The organism is Erwinia tracheiphila (assembly GCF_021365465.1).
GTDB lineage: Bacteria > Pseudomonadota > Gammaproteobacteria > Enterobacterales > Enterobacteriaceae > Erwinia > Erwinia tracheiphila.
In genome coordinates this window covers 3923774-3945582 of record NZ_CP089932.1, presented here as the reverse complement: position 1 = coordinate 3945582, position 21809 = coordinate 3923774, and the positions used below count along the sequence as shown (strand labels likewise).

Below are 21809 nucleotides of genomic sequence, written 5' to 3'. Positions count from 1 at the left end.
AGCCGATCAGACTCAGATCCGATAATCACCACATTAAGGAGTGACATGATGACACCGACACAACAGCAGGTTGAAAAGCTGCTGCAGCATTTTTCCGTCGGTTGCAAAACGCCTTTGCAGTTAAAGGATGGCGTGTGCGCCCTGTATGACGATGAGGGTAAAGAGGCGGCGGTGCTGGAAGTGCCCGAGCAAAGTGAAAGCCTGCTGCTGCATTGCCAGCTGATTGAAACTGATTCTCAGAGATCGCTGACGCTGTATCCACTTTTGTTACAGCTCAATTTTGAGATGGCGGCAATGCGCGGCTGCTGGCTGGCGCTGGATGAGCTTTACAAAGTGCGTTTATGTTTTCAGCAACCGCTGGCGCAGCTTGATGAGGCAAGCTTCAGCCATGTGGTCAGTGGCTTTATCGAACAGGTGGTGGAAGTGCGTGACTTTATCAATCAGATGATTGGGCGCCCCGCTGCCTGAGGATAACGGTATACGCCAGTGCCGTTAACGCACGGGCGTATACCGCTCTTCAGCTGTTCTCAACGGCGAGGGGATAAGGTTGTTGCTGGCATTCCTCGTTGTCACGGTTCTCCCCCTTTTCTGCAGAGAAGCAGGTTAAGCCTCATCCCTGATATCGCCAAAATGAACGATAGTATTTCTGCCGGAATTTTTCGCGATATAGAGCGCGCGATCGGCTTTTGACATCAGCGCGTCCATGGTGATTTTTTTATTATATTCTTCTGTCACATAGCCAATACTGATCGTCACTATCCCTTTTTCAGACGCTGTATGGGGAATCGCGCTTGACGAAACGGAATCACAGAGTTTCCTGATGCAGATTTGTGCTTCTTCATCGTCGGGCACGGTTTTAATTAACGCAAACTCTTCACCCCCAATGCGGGCCAGAATATCCGTGTGGGTATCGATATTCTCCGAGAGGATATTGGCAACAATCATCAGACACTGGTCACCCTGCGGGTGCCCGTAGAAATCGTTATATTTTTTGAAATAGTCGAAATCGATAATAGCCAGCAATATTTTGCTTTTTATCTCGTCAGGTTTGAGCAGTAAATCTTCACCCTGATTAAAAAAGAAACGCCGGTTGCCAATTTTAGTGAGTGGATCGGTATGTGAGATAATGAAAAGTTCCTGGTTAGCCTGCTCAAGCGCTTTGGTTCTCTCATTTATCTTATCTTCCAGCGATTCCTGAGATTTTCTCACCCTTTCCATCATATCAATATAGGCATACTGGAGTCTTACTATCTCATCTTTGCTGTTTAATTCCTGCGAGGTGGCATCGCCATTTTTGGATGGAATAACGGTTGCCGAAAGCGCAATCAGCTTATTAAGTGGTATGGTTATTTTATTTCTTAATACGCTGGACAGGATAATTAATTCCAGCACCAGCGTGGCAATGGAAAGATAAACAATGACCTTGATATTAAACAGCGTTTCCTTATAAAGCAGGCTCTTGGGATAATGTATCGCAATGGCCCAGGGTGTCCACGGAATACGACCGACGGCGACAATTTCACTCTCTAAATTAAGCAGTTTAACCTGGCCTGAACGATCATTCAGAACCGCGTCAATCAGCGGATAATAGCCTGCGATTTTAAGGGAAGAGATAGAGACATTGCCCTGACTGGAAAATATCTCCTTTTGATAGTTATCGTCAGAGATCAGTTTTCCCTGCGGGGTTGCTTCGAAAACGGTGCTTCGGGTTCCTTTAATTTCAGGCTCGCTCGCTCTTTTCATTAGATTATTCAGCAGAAGATCAACGCAGGCCATAATTTTATGCTTGCCACCGGGCGGGGCAACGTCAGGTATGGCAATCGTTGTCATCCAGGCCTTATTTGAAAAATCGTAATAAATACTGGTGAAAATAGGGCTGTCATCTTTTTGGCTAAAGCCGCGGGAATAAAACTCATATGTTGACAGATCGAGCGCGTCGGGACCGGAATAGTGGAATGCCTTGGCAATATCTTCTTTTTGAAAAATAGTGAAGCCCTTCTCGGGTACAACACCGTAGAAATTTAAAAAGCGATTTTTTAATACCCCACCATATTTGTAGGACAACAAATAAGACAGAACAAATCGTTTTCGGGTATCCGTATCCGGTGCGATCTGAGGGGAGTAGGTGGCCGAGGTGCCATAGACATATTGTCCGTTTTGCAAAATATACCCATCATACATTTTGCTGTTTTGCGTCCAGGAACCATCCTCGTGCCGGGTGAAGATTTCATTGAAATAGCTGTCATAATTAATAGCTTTATTTTCCTGAGAGTACAATCGTTTAAACTCTTCCAGGAAATTGTTTTCCGTCTGAATAATCTCCTGAAACGGCAGGCTCTCACGAAAAATTTTTTGCTGCGTCGATACCAACAGTTGCGCCTGGCTGGATTTAAGAATTGTCGAATAATCAAAATAATACGAAATTGACCCCACCACCATTACCACGATGGTGGTGCGAAGTGCGGCCAGTAACAATGCCTGACTGGCAACGGTCTTTGCATTTAAAAAATTAATCAATCGACTCCCCTTATTAGTGTAAAATTCTTAAATAACAATTTATTAAAGATTAAAGTATGGATTTGAATGGATTTTTATTGGTTATATCGATTAATTATCGGTCAGGGGGATGATTTCTTTAGCTCACCACGGCGCGTAAAATGAGCGGAATTGATCCCGGTCACACTATTAACTGGCCGCAGGATGCGTTCAGGGAGGAAAATTATTTTTACGTAATCACGCACAGTTCCCGTTTTTTTCGCGTATCACATCTTTCCGACAACGCTGAATACAGGCATAATCGAGAATCTTAAAAGCTAAACCGTTTTAGCTAATAATGATTACTGAGGGGGATGATGTCATGTCAGTGCGGGTATGGTGCCTGGGTGATGCCGTAGTGGATCTGTTGCCAGAAGGTCAGGGACGTTTGTTACAATGTCCGGGAGGCGCGCCAGCCAATGTGGCGGTGGGCATCGCCAGATTGCAGGGCAACAGTGGTTTTATTGGCCGGGTAGGCGACGATCCTTTTGGCCACTTTATGCGACAGACGCTGGCAGATGAGCAGGTAGATACCACTTTTATGCTGCCCGATGCGGCACACCGTACCTCAACGGTGGTCGTCTCTCTTGATGAAGAAGGTGAGCGCTCATTTACCTTTATGGTCCGTCCGGGGGCCGATCTGTTTATTGAACAGGCGGATTTGCCGCCGTTTAAACAGGGCGAATGGCTGCACTGCTGTTCGATAGCGCTGGCAGCGGAACCTTCCCGTGAAACGACCTTCGCGGCAATGGCCCGCGTACGGGCGGCAGGCGGTTTCAACAGCTTTGATCCCAACATCCGTCACGATCTCTGGTCCGATACGGCAAGCCTTCAGCGTTGCCTGAACCAGGCGTTGCAGCTGGCCGATGTGGTGAAACTCTCTGAAGAGGAGCTGGCGTTTATTAGCGGCTCAACGGAGATGGATCGCAGTATGGCGCAGCTGGCGGAAAAATTTGGCATTCGTTTGCTGATGGTCACGCTGGGGAGGGATGGGGTCAAAGCATGGCACCACGGCGAGATTTATCACTATCCAACCTTACCGGTCGTCAGCGTGGACACCACCGGTGCGGGTGATGCCTTTGTTGCTGGTTTACTGTGGGGGCTGGCGCAGCATAGTCTGCCGGAAAATGAACCTCAGCTGGCGGCGCGGCTGGGCAGCGCACAAATCTGTGGTGCATTAGCGACCACGGCTAAAGGGGCGATGACCGCATTGCCTTATCGTCAGCAGCTGGAACAGCAACTGGAGCACTGAACGTGCCCCTCCCACCTCGTTTTGCGAGCTATCTCACAATCGTTTATTCGGTTTAACAAATTTCATTGCGGCAAGAAATTACTCATGATTATGATGTTCGCCTAAACCGGTTTAGCAAAAATAATGTGATGATGGCCTTTCCTTCCAGGAATGCAAAACAATGAAAAAAAGCACTCTCGCTGTTGCCGTAACAATCGGGTTGTTATCAGCGGCTGGCCCTGCATGGTCAGCCACTGACATGAGCAGTATTGAAGCGCGCCTTGCCGCGATGGAAAAGCGCCTTCAGGCGGCTGAACATCGTGCGGATGTCGCAGAAAACCGCGCTGAAGCAGCCGAAAAACAAGCACAACAGCTGGCCTCAGCCCAGCAGAAAAACCAGACCACCACCGCGCAGGTTGAGCAGCGCACTGCCCGGCTGGAGCAGAGAAATTCCAGTGAGGCGGAACCCAAACCCCTTCAGGTACCACAAAAATCCTCTGACGAAGGATTCGAATTTCACGGTTACGCCCGCTCTGGCCTGTTGATGAACAGTTCAGCGGCGAAAACCCAGGGCGGACCGACAATGACGCCAGCCGGCGAAACCGGCGGTCACGTTGGACGACTGGGCAATGAGCCGGACACCTACGTTGAAATGAATCTGGAGCACAAGCAGACGCTGGCAAATGGCGCAACCACGCGCTTTAAGGTGATGATGGCCGATGGCCAGCGTACCTACAACGACTGGACCAGTAACACCAGTTCGCTCAACGTTCGTCAGGCTTTTGTAGAACTCGGCCATCTGCCGACTTTTACCGACGGATTTAAAGACGCCACCGTCTGGGCTGGTAAGCGCTTTGATCGCGACAACTTTGACATCCACTGGCTCGATTCGGATGTGGTGTTTCTCGCCGGAACCGGTGCGGGTGTCTATGACATGAGGTGGGGCGAACAGGGTCACAGCAATCTGTCACTGTATGGCCGTACGTTTGGCGATATCGAAAACAGCGAAAACACCGCCCAGAACTATATCCTGACGTCGAATAACTTCTATGGGCCGTTGCAATTTATGGTTAGCGGTATGCGCGCGAAAGATAACGATGATCGTCTTGATACCGAGGGCAATAAGGTTAAAAGCGATGCGGCCAATGAAGGTGTTCATGCGCTGGTTGGTTTGCATAACGACAGCTTCTATGGTCTGCGCGAAGGGTTATCAAAAACCGCGCTTCTCTATGGTCACGGACTGGGTGCGGAAGTGAAAAATGTGGGTTCCGACGGTGCGCTGTTGTCGCAGGCTGACACCTGGCGCCTGGCGACCTACGGTATCACCCCGCTGGGCGGTGGCTGGCATCTTGCTCCGGCATTACTGGCGCAAACCAGCCGGAATCGCTATGCAAAAGGCGACAGCTACCAGTGGGCGACCGCTAACCTGCGTGTGATTCAGGAAATCAACCAGAACTTTGAGATGCAGTACGAAGGTAGCTATCAGTACATGGACCTGCGTCCAGAAGGGTACAACAATCGTAATGCGGTGAGCGGCGGCTTCTATAAATTGACCGTTGCGCCGACGCTGAAGGCGGGCGATGTAGGTGACTTCCTGAAACGCCCGGAAATCAGACTGTTCGCCTCCTGGATGGACTGGGACCACCACCTTGACAATTATGCCGGAAGCGATGCCTTCGGTAGCGACGGCTTTAAAGCCGGCGGCGAGTGGAACTTCGGCGTTCAGATGGAAACCTGGTTCTGATGAAAAGGCCCCGACGGGGCCTTTTCTGATGGTATGTAAGACAAGACAATAAGACAGAGGTTATGATGGATTTTGCACAAATTTCCCGGTCGATGCTGCCGTTACTGGGGGGGGGAGAAAATATTGCCAGCGCGGCGCACTGCGCCACGCGTCTTCGCCTGGTTCTGGCCGATGACAGCAAAGCTGACACCGACGCCATTGGCAAAATTGAAGGTGTGAAAGGCTGTTTCCGTAACGCCGGACAACTGCAGGTGATTTTCGGCACTGGCATAGTGAATAAAGTTCACGCCGCCTTTATTAAAGAGGCCGGAATCAGCGAGTCGAGCAAGTCGGAAGCGGCGGATATCGCCGCCCGTAAGCTGAACCCGTTCCAGCGTATTGCCCGCATTTTGTCGAATATTTTCGTCCCTATTATCCCGGCTATCGTTGCCTCCGGCCTGCTGATGGGACTGCTTGGCATGGTGAAAACCTATGGCTGGGTGAATGCCGATAATGCATTTTATATCATGCTGGATATGTGCAGCTCGGCGGCCTTTATCATTCTGCCTGTCCTGATTGGCTTCACCGCCGCACGTGAGTTTGGCGGTAACCCCTACCTCGGTGCGACCCTTGGCGGCATTCTGACTCACCCGGCGCTGACCAACGCGTGGGGCGTGGCGGCAGGCTTCCATACCATGGACTTCTTTGGTATCCAGGTGGCGATGATCGGCTATCAAGGCACGGTCTTCCCGGTGCTGCTGGCGGTCTGGTTTATGAGCCTGCTGGAGAAGCAGCTGCGTCGCATGATCCCGGATGCCCTTGACCTGATCCTGACGCCATTCCTGACGGTAATTATTTCTGGTTTTGTTGCACTGCTGATTATCGGTCCGGCGGGGCGTGCGCTGGGTGACGGTATCTCCTTTGTCCTCAGCACGCTGATTGCCCATGCGGGCTGGCTGGCTGGATTACTGTTTGGCGGGCTGTATTCAGCGATTGTTATTACCGGCGTACACCACAGTTTTCACGCTATTGAAGCCGGGCTGTTGGGGAATCCTTCCATTGGCGTTAACTTCCTGCTGCCTGTCTGGGCCATGGCGAACGTTGCCCAGGGCGGTGCCTGCCTGGCGGTCTGGCTGAAAAGTAAGGATGTGAAAATCAAATCTATCGCCTTGCCTTCTGCGCTCTCCTGCCTGCTGGGCATTACCGAGGCGGCAATTTTCGGTATAAACCTTCGCTTTATGAAGCCCTTTATCGCGGGGCTTATCGGTGGCGCGGTTGGCGGAGCCTGGGTGGTGTCGATGCATGTCTACATGACGGCAGTTGGCCTGACCGGGTTGCCAGGAATGGCGATTGTCCAGGCCAGCTCATTGCTTAATTATGTGATTGGTATGGTTATCGCCTTCAGCATCGCTTTTGTTGTTTCTTACCTGCTTAAATACAAAACGGATTCTGAATAATGTCTTCTTCAACACTTCTGAGCGCCTTTTTACAGGCGGTAATGAAGGGACAGCCAGTGGCGCTTAAAGACCGCCACTATCCCGGCTGGCACCTTGCTCCTGTCACCGGGTTGCTGAACGACCCGAATGGCTTTATCCAGTTTGACGGTCGCTACCACCTGTTTTATCAGTGGAATGCGCTGGGCTGCCAGCATCTGCATAAAAGTTGGGGACACTGGAGCTCAGAGGATTTGCTGCACTGGCAACATGAACCCATTGCCCTGCTGCCTGAACAAAAATATGACCGTACCGGCTGTTATTCAGGCAGCGCGGTGGATAACAACGGCGTGCTGACGCTGATTTATACCGGTAACGTCAAGTTTAACGACGGCAGCCGTACCGCCTGGCAATGCCTGGCGGTACAGAATCGCAAGGGCAGGTTTAAGAAGCTTGGACCGGTCATTGCGTTACCGGCAGGCTACACTGGGCACGTACGTGACCCCAAAGTCTGGAAGCACGGCGAGCACTGGTTTATGGTACTGGCGGCGCAGGATCACCAGCTGAAAGGCAAGGTGCTGCTGTTACAGTCAGACGATCTGCACCACTGGCACAACCTCGGCGAGATTGCAGGCAGCGGCCTGGGCGGGCTTGGCGATGCGGGCTACATGTGGGAATGCCCGGATATGTTTACTCTTGGCGAGAGCACCTATTTGATCTGCTGCCCGCAGGGGATTGCAAAGGAAGATAAGCGTTTTCTTAACGTCCATTCCAGCGCCTGGCTAAGTGGTACGCTTGATTACCACCATATTAACTATAAGCACGGCGAGTTCAACGAACTGGATGCGGGTTTTGAATTTTATGCGCCTCAAACCACGCTGAGTGATGATGGACGCCGACTGCTGGTTGGCTGGATGGGCGTCCCGGATGGTGAAGAGATGCTGCAGCCGACCATCGAACACGGGTGGATTCATCAGATGACCTGCATACGGCAGCTGACTTCCCATAACGGGCGCTTGTATCAGCAGCCAGTAGCGGAATTGCAGGCACTGCGTGAAGAGGAACAGCGGTTTAATGGTCTGGCTGACAATGCGCCGACGCTGGACGCACAACGGCTGGAGTTACTGCTGGAAGGCAAGGGCGGCGTTACACTTAACTTTGCCGATACCTTGATACTGGAGTGGAGTCAGGATGAGCTGCGTCTGGCGCGTCGCAGCCTGAAGACCAACGAGTGGCAGTATCGCTGGTGGTGTGGTGAAGCCAGAAAGCTGCAAATCCTGTGCGATCATTCCAGCGTTGAGATCTTTATCAACGAGGGCGAAGGGGTGATGAGTAGCCGTTACTTCCCAATGCAGCCAGCATGCCTGACCCTGAGCGGAGCAACAGAAGTCCACGCCCGCTACTGGTTGTTACGTCGTTGCATGGTAGAATAAGCGTCTGTTATTCAAAACAAAAACCTGACAGAAGCAGATGTAGTCGATGTTGTCAGAGAGGAATAGCGTTCGACGTGTGGGGGACAACAGACGGCGCGGCGTGCGTGCGAATCAAAAAGCGGGGAAATTCGGCGAGGATTCAGGCTGGATGATACTGACGGGGAAATAGCACATGAAGGAACTGGAAATACAGTTACTGAGCGCATCAGAGCAGCTAAAGTAGAGCTACTTACACAGTCTGGAGCAGTGGGAGAGCGCCTTCGCGCAATGGCGGACGATGTCTGGTCTTATGCACGGTAAAGCGCGGAACTGAGCGAGCGCATCACAGGCCTGAGCAGGCAAGTGCAGAGTTTGAGCGAGCAGCTTCGCCGCTTGTCGACGGGTTGAACAGCATCGATCAGCGGCGGGCGCATGAACTGGCGGTTCAACGCCAGATGACGCCGGGTCTGGAACGCTCACAGCGACAGAGAAATTATGACGGCCCCTCGCTGGGGTAAAACTGTCGGAGATGCAGTTTTCTGTGGTTAAATCAGGCCGCAGTGAGTCAATAAGGAATGGGATATTCAGGATGAGTAAGCGATCAGACATCATTGATGGGAAGTATGCAGCGACATCCAGAGATGGATTAATTTATACGGAAGTACCTGGTTGGGTAGATTTGGGGCATTCAAGGGGGGAGGATATTCGCGACCTCCCAAGGTTAATTGCTGAGGGAGAGTCATCAGGGAAGGAGTTTTATGATGTCAGGTATGCACAGGGGATGACGTCGCCCTTCAGGTTGATTTGGTCAGGTAAGGTGATGACATGGCGGATACGTCGCGGTAGGCCTCACTGGGAACAGAAAAGCATCGCTCTGGCAATGATGATGACGATGGCTCGAAAGTTTGAGGCATTTCAGGGAGCGTTTCCTAATAATCTGGTGACTGACAGCGGCTTTAGTGGAGAGGATCTGGTGGGATTCTACCGAGTGGTGTCGATTCGGAATCCGTTCCACATGTTGCGTCCGCTTAGTAAAACCGAGGCGCTGAAACGCTGGGATCATTACGGAAAAATAGGTAGCTGGAAAAATGAGACGTTCCAGCCGCTGTTGTTTCCTGACCCTGAAAAAAATCCTCATGCAAGACCACACAAAGGATTGCTGCCACCTTTTATGCGGACGGCTGTCCCCTATAACGATTTTCTGTCCGGGAATGTGATTCTGCCACGGCATGACGGGACGTTTGTAATACCTGGTGCTGGCAACGGTAGGATGGGGTTGTGAGGAAAGCTATCGTCATCCTGACTGGTGTAATTGTCATCGCGAGTATTGTGCTGGTTGTCGGCTGGCCGTATATGAGGATGGAGTTTGCCACAAGCGCGCATTATACTGAGCAGGATAAACGGGAGTATGAGTATTACACGCCTGACATACTAAAAAGAATGCCAAGAGTCTCAGATAACTATCGGTTTGATTTCAGTAAAGGTTCTGGCAGAGATGAATTTGTTTTTACAATCCATTTTTATGGTATCAAAGACAGTAGCGTAATTATTAATTTCCTAAAGTCTGAAGGGTATGAGCCACAAAAAACGTGTGATGTTGAAGCTGAATGTTGGCGAAGTTATAAGAATAATGACGTTATTTCTATTGCTTACTTTACGTCACCAAAGGAAATTTTTGTCCAGATATATCGAAGCCCCTAAATCGTGAGAAAAACCAAACGCGTTACCATCAGTGATATTGCCGCGCTGGCCGTGGTGTCAAAAACCACTGCCAGCCTGGTACTTAACGGCCGCGGTAAAGAGCTGCGGGTGGCAAAGGAAACGCGTGAGCGCGTTATGGCTATTGCCAGGCAAAATCATTATCAGCCCAGCATCCATGCCCGTTTACTTCGTGACGAGCGCAGTCACACCCTCGGGCTGGTAGTACCGGAAATCACCAACTACGGTTTTGCCGTTTTTTCTCACGAGCTGGAAACGCTGTGCCGGGAAGCCGGGTTGCAGCTGCTCATTTCCTGCACTGACGAGAACGCCGGACAGGAAATGGTGGTGGTAAACAACCTCGTGGCACGGCAGGTGGATGGGTTGATTATTGCTTCCAGTATGCTTAATGACAGCGACTACGTGAAACTCAGCGAGCAGCTACCGGTGGTGTTATTTGACCGCTATATGAATGATACGCAGCTTCCGCTGGTGGTGACCGATGCCATTCCACCGACTGCGGATCTTGTTGAGCGGCTGGCTCACGCACACCCTGATGAAATCTACTTTCTTGGCGGGCAACCGCGTCTGTCACCGACGCGCGATCGCCTGGCAGGCTTTATCCAGGGGCTGGCGCGGGCTGGCATCACTCCACATCCCGACTGGATTATCCACGGTAGCTACCATCCCAGCAGCGGTTATGAGATGTTTGCCGGGCTTTGCGCCCGACTCGGTCGTCCGCCAAAAGCGCTGTTTACCGCTGCCTGCGGCCTGCTGGAGGGGGTGTTACGCTATATGAGCCAGCACCATTTACTGACCAGCGAAATGCATATCGCCAGCTTTGACGATCATTATCTGTATGATTCTTTGTCGCTCAATATTGATACCGTTGAGCAAAACGTGCCGCGCCTGGCGCAGGAGTGCTTCTCCATTTTAACCCGGTTGATTCAGGGCGAAGAGCCGGACGTTAATCAGATTATTTTACCTGCGACGCTTCGCTACCGTTCTGTATAAGGTTTGAACATAGCGTATCAGTGCCATACTGGCAGGCATGAATCCATGCCCCTGCGCTGGCGCAATAGCTGACTGCGTCCTGTTTTTCCGAGGAATAAAAGGTGGTGGTGGGCATTTTGTGGAGCCGCATCGTCAGCAGACAACGATATTCATCACAGATCCAGTCAGCGCTGGCTTTAGCAGGCAAAGTCTGTGGGGCAAAAATAATCCTTCCTTATTTTTTGCTGAATAAAATCCGCCATAGATATGCCGGTCATCTACAGCGGTAATAGCTGAATAACGGTGATGTTAATTCTCAACTCAACGATTGGTTCAGCCTGATTTATTGTATTCTGGGATCCACGTTAACTGGTGTTTTATTATTTTAGGGTTAATGGAACGTTATTTCAGAAATATGAATGCAGGCTAATCAACTTTCAGCGTTTCAACATGATGCCGGAAAGCCCGGCACCCCGACATTATGGCATTTACTCGCTTGTAAGGCCGGACGAGGGCAGCAGATGAACGCCCTGTGCGATCTCCACCTTCAGCCAGTTGCCGGGCGTCAGCCGCTGCGATGAACTGATTTGCAGCGACAGTGAACGTTGTTCTGCTTCCAGATACACCGTCAGGCGTGACCTGTCACCAGCGAAAGCGATATCCGTCAATAAGATCCCCGTCGGCTGCGTGCTGGTGCCTATCTGCAACTGCTCCGGGCGCAGCATGACGCAGGCTGCCGTTTTCCCTGGTGGGTGAAGCGGCATGACTTCACCCAGCACGCAATACCAGCGTGCTTCACGCTGACAAAGTGGCAGAATGATGGCGTCCCCCAGCATATGGGCAGTCTGTTGATCAACGGGCTGCTGCCAGAGTTCACGGGGCGTGCCGATCTGCACCAGTCTGCCATCCTGCATGACTGCCAGCTGCTGTGCAAAGGAGAGGGCTTCACCCTGATCGTGCGTGACCATCATGCAGGCGATGCCCGACTCGCCAAGGATTTGTTTCACCGCGTCGCGCGTCGCGGCGCGCAACCCGGTGTCCAGCGCAGAGAAAGGTTCATCCAGCAGCATCAGTTTAGGCTTCAGCGCCAGCGCCCTGGCCAGCGCAACCCGTTGCTGCTGGCCTCCTGATAGCTGGTGAGGCCAGCGCTGCGCGTAACGTTGCGCCAGCGAAACGCTGTCGAGCAGGACGGCTACCTGGCGATCCTGCTCATGCCGTGAGCCTTTTAGCGCAAAGGCAATGTTATCGCGTACCGTCAGATGAGGAAACAGCATGCCGTCCTGGGGAACATAACCGATGCCGCGCTGGTAGGCTGGCACCACAAGATTAGCTGTCGTCAGCGGTCGATTCTCAAACACAATGTCACCGCTGTCGGGATTTTCAAAACCGGCAATCAGTTTTAACAAGGTGGACTTACCGGAACCGGATGGCCCGACAATCACCGTGCGGCTGGCAGCGGCCACGGTTAACTGAATATCGTGCAGCACCGGGGTGCCCTGCCAAGATTTATTTAATTTAGTGATGATTAACATATTATATTCCTGCCGCACGATCTGCCTGACGATAAAGCAGGCTGGTTAATGGCAGCGAAAGAAGGATCAGCAGCAGGGCATAAGGCGAGGCTGCGACATAATCAATTTCACTGGTCAGTGACCAGAATCCGGTCGCCAGGGTTCGCGTACCCAGTGGCGAAAGCAGCAGCGTGGCGGTCAGCTCACTGGCAATGCCGATAAAGGTCAGTACCGCACCGGATGCGGCGGCTGGCGCAGCGAGGCGCAGCGTCACCCGCCACAGAACCTGCGCTGGCGTTTTGCCCATGCTGGCGGCGACATTTTCCAGCTCTGCTGGCGTTTGTGCGATGCCGGCCCGCAGATTGACCAGCGCACGCGGCAGATACAGCAGCACGTAGGCCAGCAGCAGGGTGAACGCGGTCTGATACAGCGGTGGCGCAATCTGCAGGGTGAAGGTGACCAGCGCCAGCGCAATCACCAGCCCCGGAAGCGAGCCGGTCAGATAGTTGCTGCTTTCCATCAGCCGGAACACCCGCTGTGGATAACGCACTGACAGCCACGCCAGCGGAAACGCCGACGCGGTAGTCAGCGCCGCTCCTGCCAGTGCCAGCAACACCGTTTGCTGTAAGGCCTGCCACAGGGCAGGCTGCTGCCATACCGTCAGGCCACCCGCCCACAGCCAGCGCAGCAGTACCAGCAGCGGCACGCCGAGGGAAAGCAGCACCAGCGTCAGGGGCAACAGGCTGAACAGCAGCACCTGGCCTGAGCTGAGGGTTTTTGGCTGTCGCTGTTGCGGTACGCCACCGCCAACACGGGTGTGGCGCGCCCGGCCACGAACTTTGATATCCAGCAGCAGGAACAGCAGACAGGTGATTGCCAGCACGCCTGCCAGCATATTGGCGGCGGGACCGTTAAAGGTGGACTGAAACTGGTCGAAGATGGCGGTGGTAAAGGAGTCAAAACGAATCAACGCGAAAAGACCATATTCCGCCAGCAGGTGCAGGACGGTGAGCAATACGCCGCCCAGAATAGCCAGCTTCATCTGCGGTAAAATGACCCGGAAAAAGATCGCCAGCGGTGGCTGTCCCAGCGACGCGGCCACGTATTCCAGCTCCGGGTCCAGCCTGCGAAGGACTGCCGCCGCCGGCAGATAAATAAAGGGAAAATAGGCCAGCAGCGAAAGAAACACCGCTGCGCCGAGGCCGGATATGGCGGGCAGAGCGCTTATCCAGGCATAGCTCTGGATAAAGGCAGGCACGCCAAGTGGCGCGGTGCACAGCAGCGACCAGGCGCGTCTGCCTGGTAGCGTAGTACGCTCGGTAAGCCAGGCGAGGCCAATACCGGCCAGCAGATTAAGCGGCAGTGTACACAGGATCAGCAGCGTGGTGTTCAAGAACAGTTCGGCTACGCGCGGGCGCAGCAGCAAGGTGCGGATGGTTTCCCAGCCACTGCTGAAAGTTATCCGGGCGACAAACGCCAGCGGCAGCAGTGAAAATACGGTTATCACTGCCGCCAGCATAAGAACAAAAAGGCCCGGCGAACGGGCAGAAACGCCACCGAAAGGTGGCGTGGTAACGGCAGGATGTGGCATCTGCAAAATTCCGTTATGACATGGCGATCAAAGCAGTCCCGCTTCCGTCATCAGCTCAACGACTTTTTTGTTGTTCAGTGAAGACGGTTCGACAGTGGGGGCATCAAGGTCTTTCAGTGGTACCAGTTGCGGATTGGATGCGGCGTTTTTGCCCACGGCATATTCAAAAGCCGTGTTGGTTTTCAGCAGCTGCTGGCCTGATTTTCCCGTAATCCAGTTGAGAAACTGCTGCGCCTGTTTGGCATGTTTGCTGGAAGCCAGCACGCCACCGCCGGAAATACTGACAAAGGCACCCGGGTCACGGTGACCAAAGTAATAGAGCGCGGTATTTTTACTGTTTTCACCGGTTTTCGCCTGATCGACAAAACGGTAATAGTGGTAAATCACGCCGCCGTCGATCTGACCGGCATTAATGGCTTTCAATACTGTACTGTTACCTTTCCAGACGATCGCATTAGTTTTCATGGCTTTAAGCCAGTTCAGCGTCTCTTTTTCCCCTTTCAGGGCCAGCATTGCGCTGACGATTGCCTGAAAATCTGCACCTGTTGGTGAGGCAGCCCAACGCCCTTTCCACTCGGGTTTTGCCAGGTCCATGATGGAGTGTGGCAGCTGGTCTTTACTGAGTTTCGCCGGGTTGTAAGCAAAGACGGTACTGCGGGCGGCGATGCCGATCCAGCGTCCATGAGCGGGGCGCCAGGCTTTATCCACCTGGGCCAGCGTGCTGCTTTCCAGTGGGGCAAACAGCCCGGCATTGTCGACCAGTACCATAGATGGTGAGTTTTCCGTGAGGAAAACGTCGGCAGGGGAGGCCTTGCCTTCCTGTACCAGCTGGTTTGCCAGCTCGCTGTCGCTGCCGTTACGCAGCGTCACTTTGATGCCGGTATCACGCGTAAATCCGTCGACCCAGGATTGCACCAGATTTTCATGCTGTGCGTTATAAATCACCAGTTCGTCATCAGCGGCACAGGCAGACCAGGATAAGCCAGAAAATAAACCTGCAAGTAAAATAGATTTAAGTGAAAAATGTTTCATGTCATCGTCCTGTAGAGAAGAGACTGCAAATATATAGCTGAAAATATTAAGGCCGGAACAATCTAATCTAAAAGTGCGATGATGATAACGAAAATTATTCTTATTTGATGATTTTAGAATGTAACTCAGCGAACAGGCTTTCCGGCATGACTTTATCTTTATGCTCAGACAAATTTCAGCGTTTTATTACAAAGGTTAAGATAACCTTATTCTTATCAAATAGCGTGCCACTTCGTGATGGCATAACGCATACTCACATGGAGTGATGCGTTTTCTTTTCATTACCTTCGTATTCCGCATGCGTTTTTTTTCGGGGAAATATTTGTTGGTATATCCGCACGGGATGGGTGCCATATTAAAAACAGAGTGGTTATTTATTTAACCGATGGTGATGATTGTCTGATTGAGGAATAAAAGCCTGTCTCAACAGAACGTTATTCCAGACAATAAAACCACAGGAAAAATGCAACAGGGCCCGTCATTCTCAGACGTCTTTTCCTGTCGGGTCAGGGTCTAATGCCGATCATTTAAGGATCGGTTGACCGATCCGGTTTATGCGGTAAAAAGGGTTCTATGTTCATCATGGAACCCTTTTTAAATGGAACTTTCCCAGGCCCTCGGCATCATCAATGCCGCCACTCCTGAGCGCGCCCGTAGTCTCGCCGACCTTATTCCTCCCGAGCTTATTCAGCAGGCGCTCACCCTGACCGATACCGTTACTTTGCGTAAACGTAAACTTTCCCTCGAATCCATGATTTGGCTTGTCGTTGGGATGTCCATTTTTTGCGATCGTCCGATGACCGAAATCGTCAATCTGATGGATATTACTGACCGGACCGGAGCTCCTTTTACCGCACGCAGCGCTGTCATTCAGCGCCGTAAGACTCTGGGTGAAAATGCAGTGCGGGAGCTTTTTGATATCACACAGCAGCACTGGAATCAGCAGGCTGCACATCCAAAATGGCACGGTCTGAATCTGTTTGCTGTCGACGGCGTGGTCTGGCGTACCGCCGATACGCCGGAAAACAGAGCCGTCTTCAGTAAACACAGCAGCCAGTACGGCGAAGGCGGCTATCCTCAGGTGCGAATGGTTTGTCTGATGGAGCTGAGCAGCCATCTGATCGCCGCCAGTGCATTCGACAGTGAAAAAGTCAGTGAAATGCGGCTGGCTGAGCACCTGACGGAGAAAACCCCGAATAACAGTATCACCCTGTTCGATAAGGGATTTTATTCGATGGGTCTGCTTCATCACTGGCAGACAGCAGGAGAACACCGTCACTGGTTGTTGCCGTTGAAAAAACACGTACAGTATCAGGTGGTTCGCCGTTTGGGGCGTGGAGATGAACTGATATGCCTGAAAACCAGTCCACGAGCCAGGAAGCAATGGCCAGGGGTCCCGGAAGAAATGGTGGCAAGACTGCTGACCCGCAGGGTAGACGGTAAAGAGAGGCAGGTGCTGACGTCACTGACAGACCCGAATCGCTATCCGGGTAAAGATATCAGCGAGCTATATCGCCACCGCTGGGAAATAGAACTGGGCTACCGGGAAGCAAAGCAGGGTATGCTGGACAGCCGGTGGACATTACGCAGTCGCCTGCCGGAGCTGGTGAGACAGGAGCTATGGGGGGTACTGCTGGCTTATAACCTGGTGCGATATCAGATGGTGCAGATGGCGTTCCATCTGAAAGGAGATTACCTGCCTTACCAGCTGAGCTTCAGTGGAGCGATAAGCGAAATAATCCGGATGCTGATAACCCTGCCCTGGGCTTCGCCGGGAAAAATGCCGGGAGAACTGAGAACCCTGTATGAACAGGCGAAATGGCTTGTGTTACCGGGTAGAAGAGAGCGAAGTTACCCGAGAGAGTTGAGGGTAAAGAGCAGGAAATATCCGGATAAAAAGGTTGCTGGTCACCTTAAGTGACCAGCATTAGGGTCAGGGTCCGGTGAAACCGGTTCATCCGGCTGCGCGTCCTCCCGGCGACGGGCCATGAAGTTCGTGGTTTTACTGGCATCTCATTCCTCTTTACGGGGCGGGATATAAGGCTCGTCACGACGGCCCAACCGGTCTGTTTTGCCCGGGCGCTCCGTCGCCTTTGTCCGGGCAGAGTCCGGTTTTTTGCCCCGGGCGCCCCGTCTGAAGAGCACCGGGTGTATCCGCCACCAGTTTGATGTCATGCCTGTCTGCTGCTGCGACGACCCGTGGCAGGGGAAGCCCGCTGGCGTCTGTCATCAGACTGGGCTTTACGCCCTGTTTCCCTGTTTCCCTGTTTCCCTGTTTCCCTGTGTCCGTGGGGTTGCGTCCTGTTTTTTGTCCCGGCAGCGGTGATGTTGTCATACCGCCATCCACCGACAACAATGAGCAGTCCGTGCCGTCCGGGTGTTCACAGGCCAGTAATCCGTTCTGCCAGAAACGCCCGAAGACACCTGCGTCTCTCCGTTCCCGGAAGCGCCGGGGCGCAGAAGCTGATGAACCTATCCCTGTGGCATTGAGTGCATTCCACTGACAGGCTGTGCTGGGGACGAAGAAAATGGCGTTCATTGCGGCCCGATTATCAACACGTTTTCGGAGTGCGTACCCGGAGGGTGGCGGGTTTTATGTTCCGGGATAAGCGGAGCGATTTTGTCCCGGAGTTCATCGCTAATCTGCCCTTTACCGCCTGCCATACTTTGCCCTCAGATATGACCGGGGTGCATTATACGATGGCGCCTTTTGGGACAGGCTCTGAGCACCGGGTGGTTATTTCCAGCGGTTTATGATTGGCAGCATAAAACCACCTTATTCCTTTCTAAATAAAACGTCATGAGGGCGTGATTATCGGCGGTTTCTGGCGCTGCCTGAGTTTTAAATCTTGTAACACCGACCGTGACTTATTTTTAAGTCTGTATACCCCGCATCAACGCCGCCTTCTGTAAATAACGGCGTGAAACCGTGCGCCACTGTTGATCAGCCCATGCAGGAAATGGTGCCGGAGATGCTTTGTCTGCCTGGCGGTGCTACATCGGCCCTGCAATGTATTGCCTTTGTCCTGAATGTCACCTGGCAGTAAACAGCAGATGTTGCGGTGTTGAGGGCAACTATTTAGTCGGGCGCAATAAGCCGCGACTGCCCGCTGACATTTGTTTAACGCAGGCGGACTGTGGTGACGACGGCCCGCGTTTTTTGCTCGTTGTCCCTGGGATAGCGTTACTTCTGGTCGTTGACCAGGTGAATCGTTTTTTGGGAAATGGTTTTCAACCGCCGAAGATAATTCACGCCGCTTTACCAGAGCAAGGCCGATGCCCGGCTGGTCTGACTATTGGTTACTGCGTGTTCTGTGCATAATGGAAAACAAACACCACTAATGAGCCGGCGCTTTTTTGTCATACTGAATGTATTTGCGTCTGACGGCTTTGAAAAACCGCCTTATGGTAAGGCGGTTTATTGCTCAGTTCAGGGCATAGCAACGAGAAGTTGCTACATTTTGAACGGTGCCATCCCCAGCCCCTTTAACCAGGCAGAGAACTGACTTCTTTTTGTGCGTCAGGGTGAGAGCCAGCCCGTAGCTGGAAACGATTTTTGCTCCGCCGTTAAGTAGCTGTTCCAGCGACTGGTTAACTGTGTCCAGCTTTGTTGGATATTCCAGCGCATTGCCCGGCACTTTTGCGCCGCTTTCCGGCGGTCAGGCTGCAGAGGCAAGGGCAGGTGCCAGCAACAGGCTGCCACACAGTGTTATCAGTTGCATCTTCATCGTCATACTCTCCTTTTACACGGCATGAAAACCGAAGTGGGTCGGCTAACTTCCCGCGCTTTACGCTTCGGCTTAACTTTGCGGATTGTAACTAACGTATAATGATTTTGTAACCATTTCGCTCATCCTGGCGATGACTGACCCTGGGGACGTCGGGTTCAGAAGCTTTGCCAGTTATTTTCATCCTGGATCGTTATTTTTTTCTCCGGCAGTTTGGTCACGGGCTGGGCGAGAACCACAGGCTCCGTCAGCAGCGGCGTTTCAACCTGCTGCGGTGTGCCAATCACAAAGGTTGCCACCAGTTCATTGAGCACCGTTGCCTGTTCCATCAGAGAACGGGAAGCGGCAGAGGCTTCTTCAACCAGCGCGGCGTTTTGCTGCGTAACGTCGTCCATCTGATTAATGGCCAGATGAACCTGACCAATTCCCTGGGTCTGTTCTTCTGCTGCGGCTGAAATCTCATTAACCAGATCGGCCACCTGACGAATGGCATCATTCATTTCGGTCATGTTCTTTTCAACGTCAGCAGCCTGGCTTGTACCGGTTTCCACATAGCGCATTGAAGACTCAATCAGCTCTTTGATTTCACGCGACGAGGCTGAAGAACGCTGTGCCAGATTACGGACTTCTCCGGCGACCACGGCAAATCCCCTTCCTTGTTCACCAGCGCGTGCTGATTCAACGGCCGCGTTAAGGGCCAGAATATTCGTCTGGAACGCAATACCTTCAATCAGAGAGATGATATCAGTGATTTTTACCGAACTGTTTCTGATATCGGACATGGTGCCCAGCATCGTGCTGACCCGTGCTGACCCGTGCTGAACTGTCATGTGAAATTTTGCGGGCATTATCGGAAAGCTGGCTGGCCATGCGAGTGTTTTCAGCGGTCTGCCGGACGGTTTCACTCAGTTCAGACATGCTGGCTGCCGTCTGTTCCAGCGAGGCGGCCTGTTGCTCTGTGCGCGAGGAGAGATCCTCATTGCCTGCCGAGATTTGTGCTGATGCGGTGCTGACGGACTGGGATGAGGCGCTGACGGAAAGCAGCGAAGTGGCGACATTCGACATCAGGTGATTATAGGCCCTGGCCGTCTTGCCAATTTCATCGTTGCGCGAATCATCTGCGCGCAACGTTAAATCCAGACGCGAACTGGCGTTCTCCATGGTTGAACTCATGGCGGTGAGACTTCTTCGAATGCCGAAAATGGTCCTGAGGGCAAAAATGCCAAGGATAAGAATAATGACTGTCGCCCCTGCGATCATTGTCCAGAATGTGCGCTGGTAGATGCGGTTGTTTTCATCGTTAAGCGATTTGCCAATATCCACATTTAACTGAAGCTGTTTTTTATAACCTGCAATCAGCTGTCGGGTAGACTCACCTACCCCGGCGTTTCCCTGCAGTTCCCCCAGCGAAATCTTATCGTTTTGAGCCCGTGAGGTCACCAAAAAAGCGGGGATTCTGTCTTCGATTTGTTTCAGCAGAACCGACGCCGCCTGAGCCATCCGCAGGTCTTCATCGCTGGAAATGTCATGGTCAAGGTAATACTAGTTAAGTGTCTTCATGCCGCTAATCTGGACGTCCAGCTGCTTTTCAACTTCGGTCTGGCGGGCCGGGTCAGTGGCGCTCTGATGTCGGTACATCCAGATAATCAGCTCGTTGCCACCATCTACCATCTTGCCAAGGTCAGTCAGCGAGGGCAGCGTATTATTCTGAACGAACTGAAAACGTGACTGAAAACCCGTGAGTGTTAATACAGCGATAAGAGATGCAGCGACAAGAGATGCAGAAAGCAAAGAAAAGGCCAGTAACAGCCGTTGAGTAATCGTCATGATATATTCCACCTAATCGGAAGCTGGGCGAGATGCTGGCATGCCTGTAAAGAGTGTGGAAGTTATCGGCATTGTTTGCAGAAACATAAATAAAATTTTGATGATTCTGTACTGCTTTCTGTTTAAAAGACAGGCATCACGCGGTGCTTTTTTATAAGGCCACGGAAAGGGGGACTGCATTGCCCGGTATGCAATACATGCGCTCAAACGGACTGAGCAAGCCGGTATCATTAACCCGCTTTGGATCGGATATGCCTGTCGGCACAAAATGTCCAGGTAGCATCCCGGTATTGTTTTCAAACAGGCCCTGTTGGTTTAAGTTAATGGCTGGATTAATCACAGGAGGCACGTATGGATACGGTGGTCTTGACGCAGATTTATTGATAATGATGAAGAGTAAGATACCAACCGATGATCTTATCGTGCATTTCCTCTGACTTCGAAAAGCAAATTGTTCTGCGGGTCAGTCGTTTGATATGTGTGCGAAGATTAAGATTATGTCGTTCTGTCCGTTGGGTATATTTCTTGCTCACCACGTGGCCTGTTGCACTTAACAGAACTTTATAAACCGGCCACGCATCTGTCATATAAAAGGCAATGTTAAATTTGCTTAACAGGGCCAGCAATCGTCGCAGGGTCGGGGCATTTCTCGGGCCGAAGACGTGGGCCAGAGCACGTTTGCGGATACGGTCATAAGCATAGAACAACCACCGGGGATTGCTTTTACACCGCACGTAAGACCATTGTTCACTGGCTTCACAGCAGATAACAACCTCCGTTTCGGGGTCGATATTCTCAGCTACCTGCTTTGGCGAAATTTTTTTAAGTGCTGCAGAACCGTATTGAGGCTGATACCGAGAACCCGTGCGGTATCGCGACATCTGTAACCATTCATGGCCATATTAACAATGGTCTGGTGTATGTCTGGTTTGGCACCGGAGTAGCTAAAATTGAGCTGAAAGGTCTTTGAACAATGCTTGCAGATGTAACGTTGGGCGCCGGATGCTGAATGTCCGTTACATCGTACAGCATGAGTTTCATTGCACTGAGGGCAGACGACATCAACTTTAGCCATATGTTACATCCAAAGCGCAA

Annotated in this window: 14 protein-coding genes and 4 pseudogenes; 10 read left to right on the top strand and 8 right to left on the bottom strand. The window is 52.0% G+C overall.

Annotated elements, in window-relative coordinates:
* Positions 1-48 precede the first annotated feature (48 nt).
* Positions 49-468, top strand: coding sequence for a type III secretion system chaperone (locus LU633_RS20605; RefSeq protein ID WP_016191034.1), 420 nt, complete (start codon positions 49-51; stop codon positions 466-468).
* A gap of 135 nt (positions 469-603) precedes the next feature.
* On the opposite strand, the gene LU633_RS20600 is transcribed toward LU633_RS20605, so the two are convergent.
* Positions 604-2517: a GGDEF domain-containing protein gene (locus LU633_RS20600; RefSeq protein ID WP_016191035.1), complete on the bottom strand. Its 1914-nt coding sequence runs from the start codon at positions 2515-2517 to the stop codon at positions 604-606.
* Positions 2518-2857: 340 nt separating this feature from the next.
* Here LU633_RS20600 and LU633_RS20595 point away from each other — a divergent pair, with 340 nt between their 5' ends.
* The 8 genes and pseudogenes from LU633_RS20595 to LU633_RS20560 all read left to right on the top strand — a co-directional run bounded on the left by LU633_RS20595 (position 2858) and on the right by LU633_RS20560 (position 11046).
* Positions 2858-3787: an aminoimidazole riboside kinase gene (locus LU633_RS20595; RefSeq protein ID WP_016191036.1), complete on the top strand. Its 930-nt coding sequence runs from the start codon at positions 2858-2860 to the stop codon at positions 3785-3787.
* A gap of 160 nt (positions 3788-3947) precedes the next feature.
* Positions 3948-5510 carry a carbohydrate porin gene (locus LU633_RS20590; protein WP_016191037.1) on the top strand — a complete coding sequence of 521 codons (1563 nt, stop codon included), beginning with the start codon at positions 3948-3950 and terminating at the stop codon, positions 5508-5510.
* A gap of 65 nt (positions 5511-5575) precedes the next feature.
* A complete protein-coding gene (locus LU633_RS20585; protein ID WP_016191038.1) occupies positions 5576-6946 on the top strand; it encodes a sucrose-specific PTS transporter subunit IIBC in 1371 nt (456 codons plus the stop codon).
* Positions 6946-8355 carry a sucrose-6-phosphate hydrolase gene (locus LU633_RS20580; protein WP_016191039.1) on the top strand — a complete coding sequence of 470 codons (1410 nt, stop codon included), beginning with the start codon at positions 6946-6948 and terminating at the stop codon, positions 8353-8355. The genes LU633_RS20585 and LU633_RS20580 overlap by 1 nt, the downstream gene beginning before the upstream one ends.
* Positions 8356-8527: 172 nt before the next feature.
* A pseudogene (locus LU633_RS26315) lies at positions 8528-8742 on the top strand (MbeD family mobilization/exclusion protein).
* Between the two features lie 181 nt (positions 8743-8923).
* A complete protein-coding gene (locus tag LU633_RS20570) occupies positions 8924-9616 on the top strand; it encodes a hypothetical protein (protein WP_016191040.1) in 693 nt (230 codons plus the stop codon).
* Positions 9613-10035 carry a hypothetical protein gene (locus tag LU633_RS20565; RefSeq protein WP_016191041.1) on the top strand — a complete coding sequence of 141 codons (423 nt, stop codon included), beginning with the start codon at positions 9613-9615 and terminating at the stop codon, positions 10033-10035. The genes LU633_RS20570 and LU633_RS20565 overlap by 4 nt, the downstream gene beginning before the upstream one ends.
* A 3-nt stretch (positions 10036-10038) precedes the next feature.
* On the top strand, positions 10039-11046 hold the full coding sequence (locus LU633_RS20560; protein WP_016191042.1) for a substrate-binding domain-containing protein: 1008 nt from the start codon (positions 10039-10041) through the stop codon (positions 11044-11046).
* A gap of 467 nt (positions 11047-11513) precedes the next feature.
* Here the strand turns inward: LU633_RS20560 and LU633_RS20555 are convergent, their stop codons facing one another.
* The 3 genes and pseudogenes from LU633_RS20555 to LU633_RS20545 form a co-directional block, all read right to left on the bottom strand.
* Positions 11514-12557 (bottom strand): ABC transporter ATP-binding protein, encoded by a 1044-nt coding sequence (locus tag LU633_RS20555; RefSeq protein ID WP_016191043.1) that lies wholly within the window; start codon positions 12555-12557, stop codon positions 11514-11516.
* A gap of 1 nt (position 12558) precedes the next feature.
* Entirely contained in the window at positions 12559-14127 is a 1569-nt protein-coding gene (locus tag LU633_RS20550; RefSeq protein WP_016191044.1) for an ABC transporter permease, read from the bottom strand.
* A gap of 27 nt (positions 14128-14154) precedes the next feature.
* Positions 14155-15075, bottom strand: a pseudogene (locus tag LU633_RS20545) (iron ABC transporter substrate-binding protein); the annotation flags it as partial.
* Between the two features lie 682 nt (positions 15076-15757).
* On the opposite strand from LU633_RS20545, the gene LU633_RS20540 reads away from it, so the two are divergent.
* Positions 15758-17080 carry an IS4 family transposase gene (locus LU633_RS20540; protein WP_046371795.1) on the top strand — a complete coding sequence of 441 codons (1323 nt, stop codon included), beginning with the start codon at positions 15758-15760 and terminating at the stop codon, positions 17078-17080.
* A 10-nt stretch (positions 17081-17090) separates the two neighbouring features.
* Here LU633_RS20540 and LU633_RS20535 read toward each other — a convergent pair.
* The 4 genes and pseudogenes from LU633_RS20535 to LU633_RS20520 all read right to left on the bottom strand — a co-directional run.
* Positions 17091-17823: pseudogene (locus LU633_RS20535) on the bottom strand (IS5 family transposase); the annotation flags it as partial.
* A 761-nt stretch (positions 17824-18584) separates the two neighbouring features.
* Positions 18585-18797 carry a hypothetical protein gene (locus LU633_RS20530; protein WP_016191046.1) on the bottom strand — a complete coding sequence of 71 codons (213 nt, stop codon included), beginning with the start codon at positions 18795-18797 and terminating at the stop codon, positions 18585-18587.
* Positions 18798-19045: 248 nt separating this feature from the next.
* Positions 19046-20714: pseudogene (locus tag LU633_RS20525) on the bottom strand (methyl-accepting chemotaxis protein).
* A gap of 377 nt (positions 20715-21091) precedes the next feature.
* A protein-coding gene (locus tag LU633_RS20520; RefSeq protein WP_233481947.1) for an IS1 family transposase occupies positions 21092-21789 on the bottom strand; the annotation gives its coding sequence in 2 pieces (ribosomal slippage) (positions 21092-21528 and positions 21528-21789; 699 coding nt in all).
* Between the last annotated feature and the right edge of the window lie 20 nt (positions 21790-21809).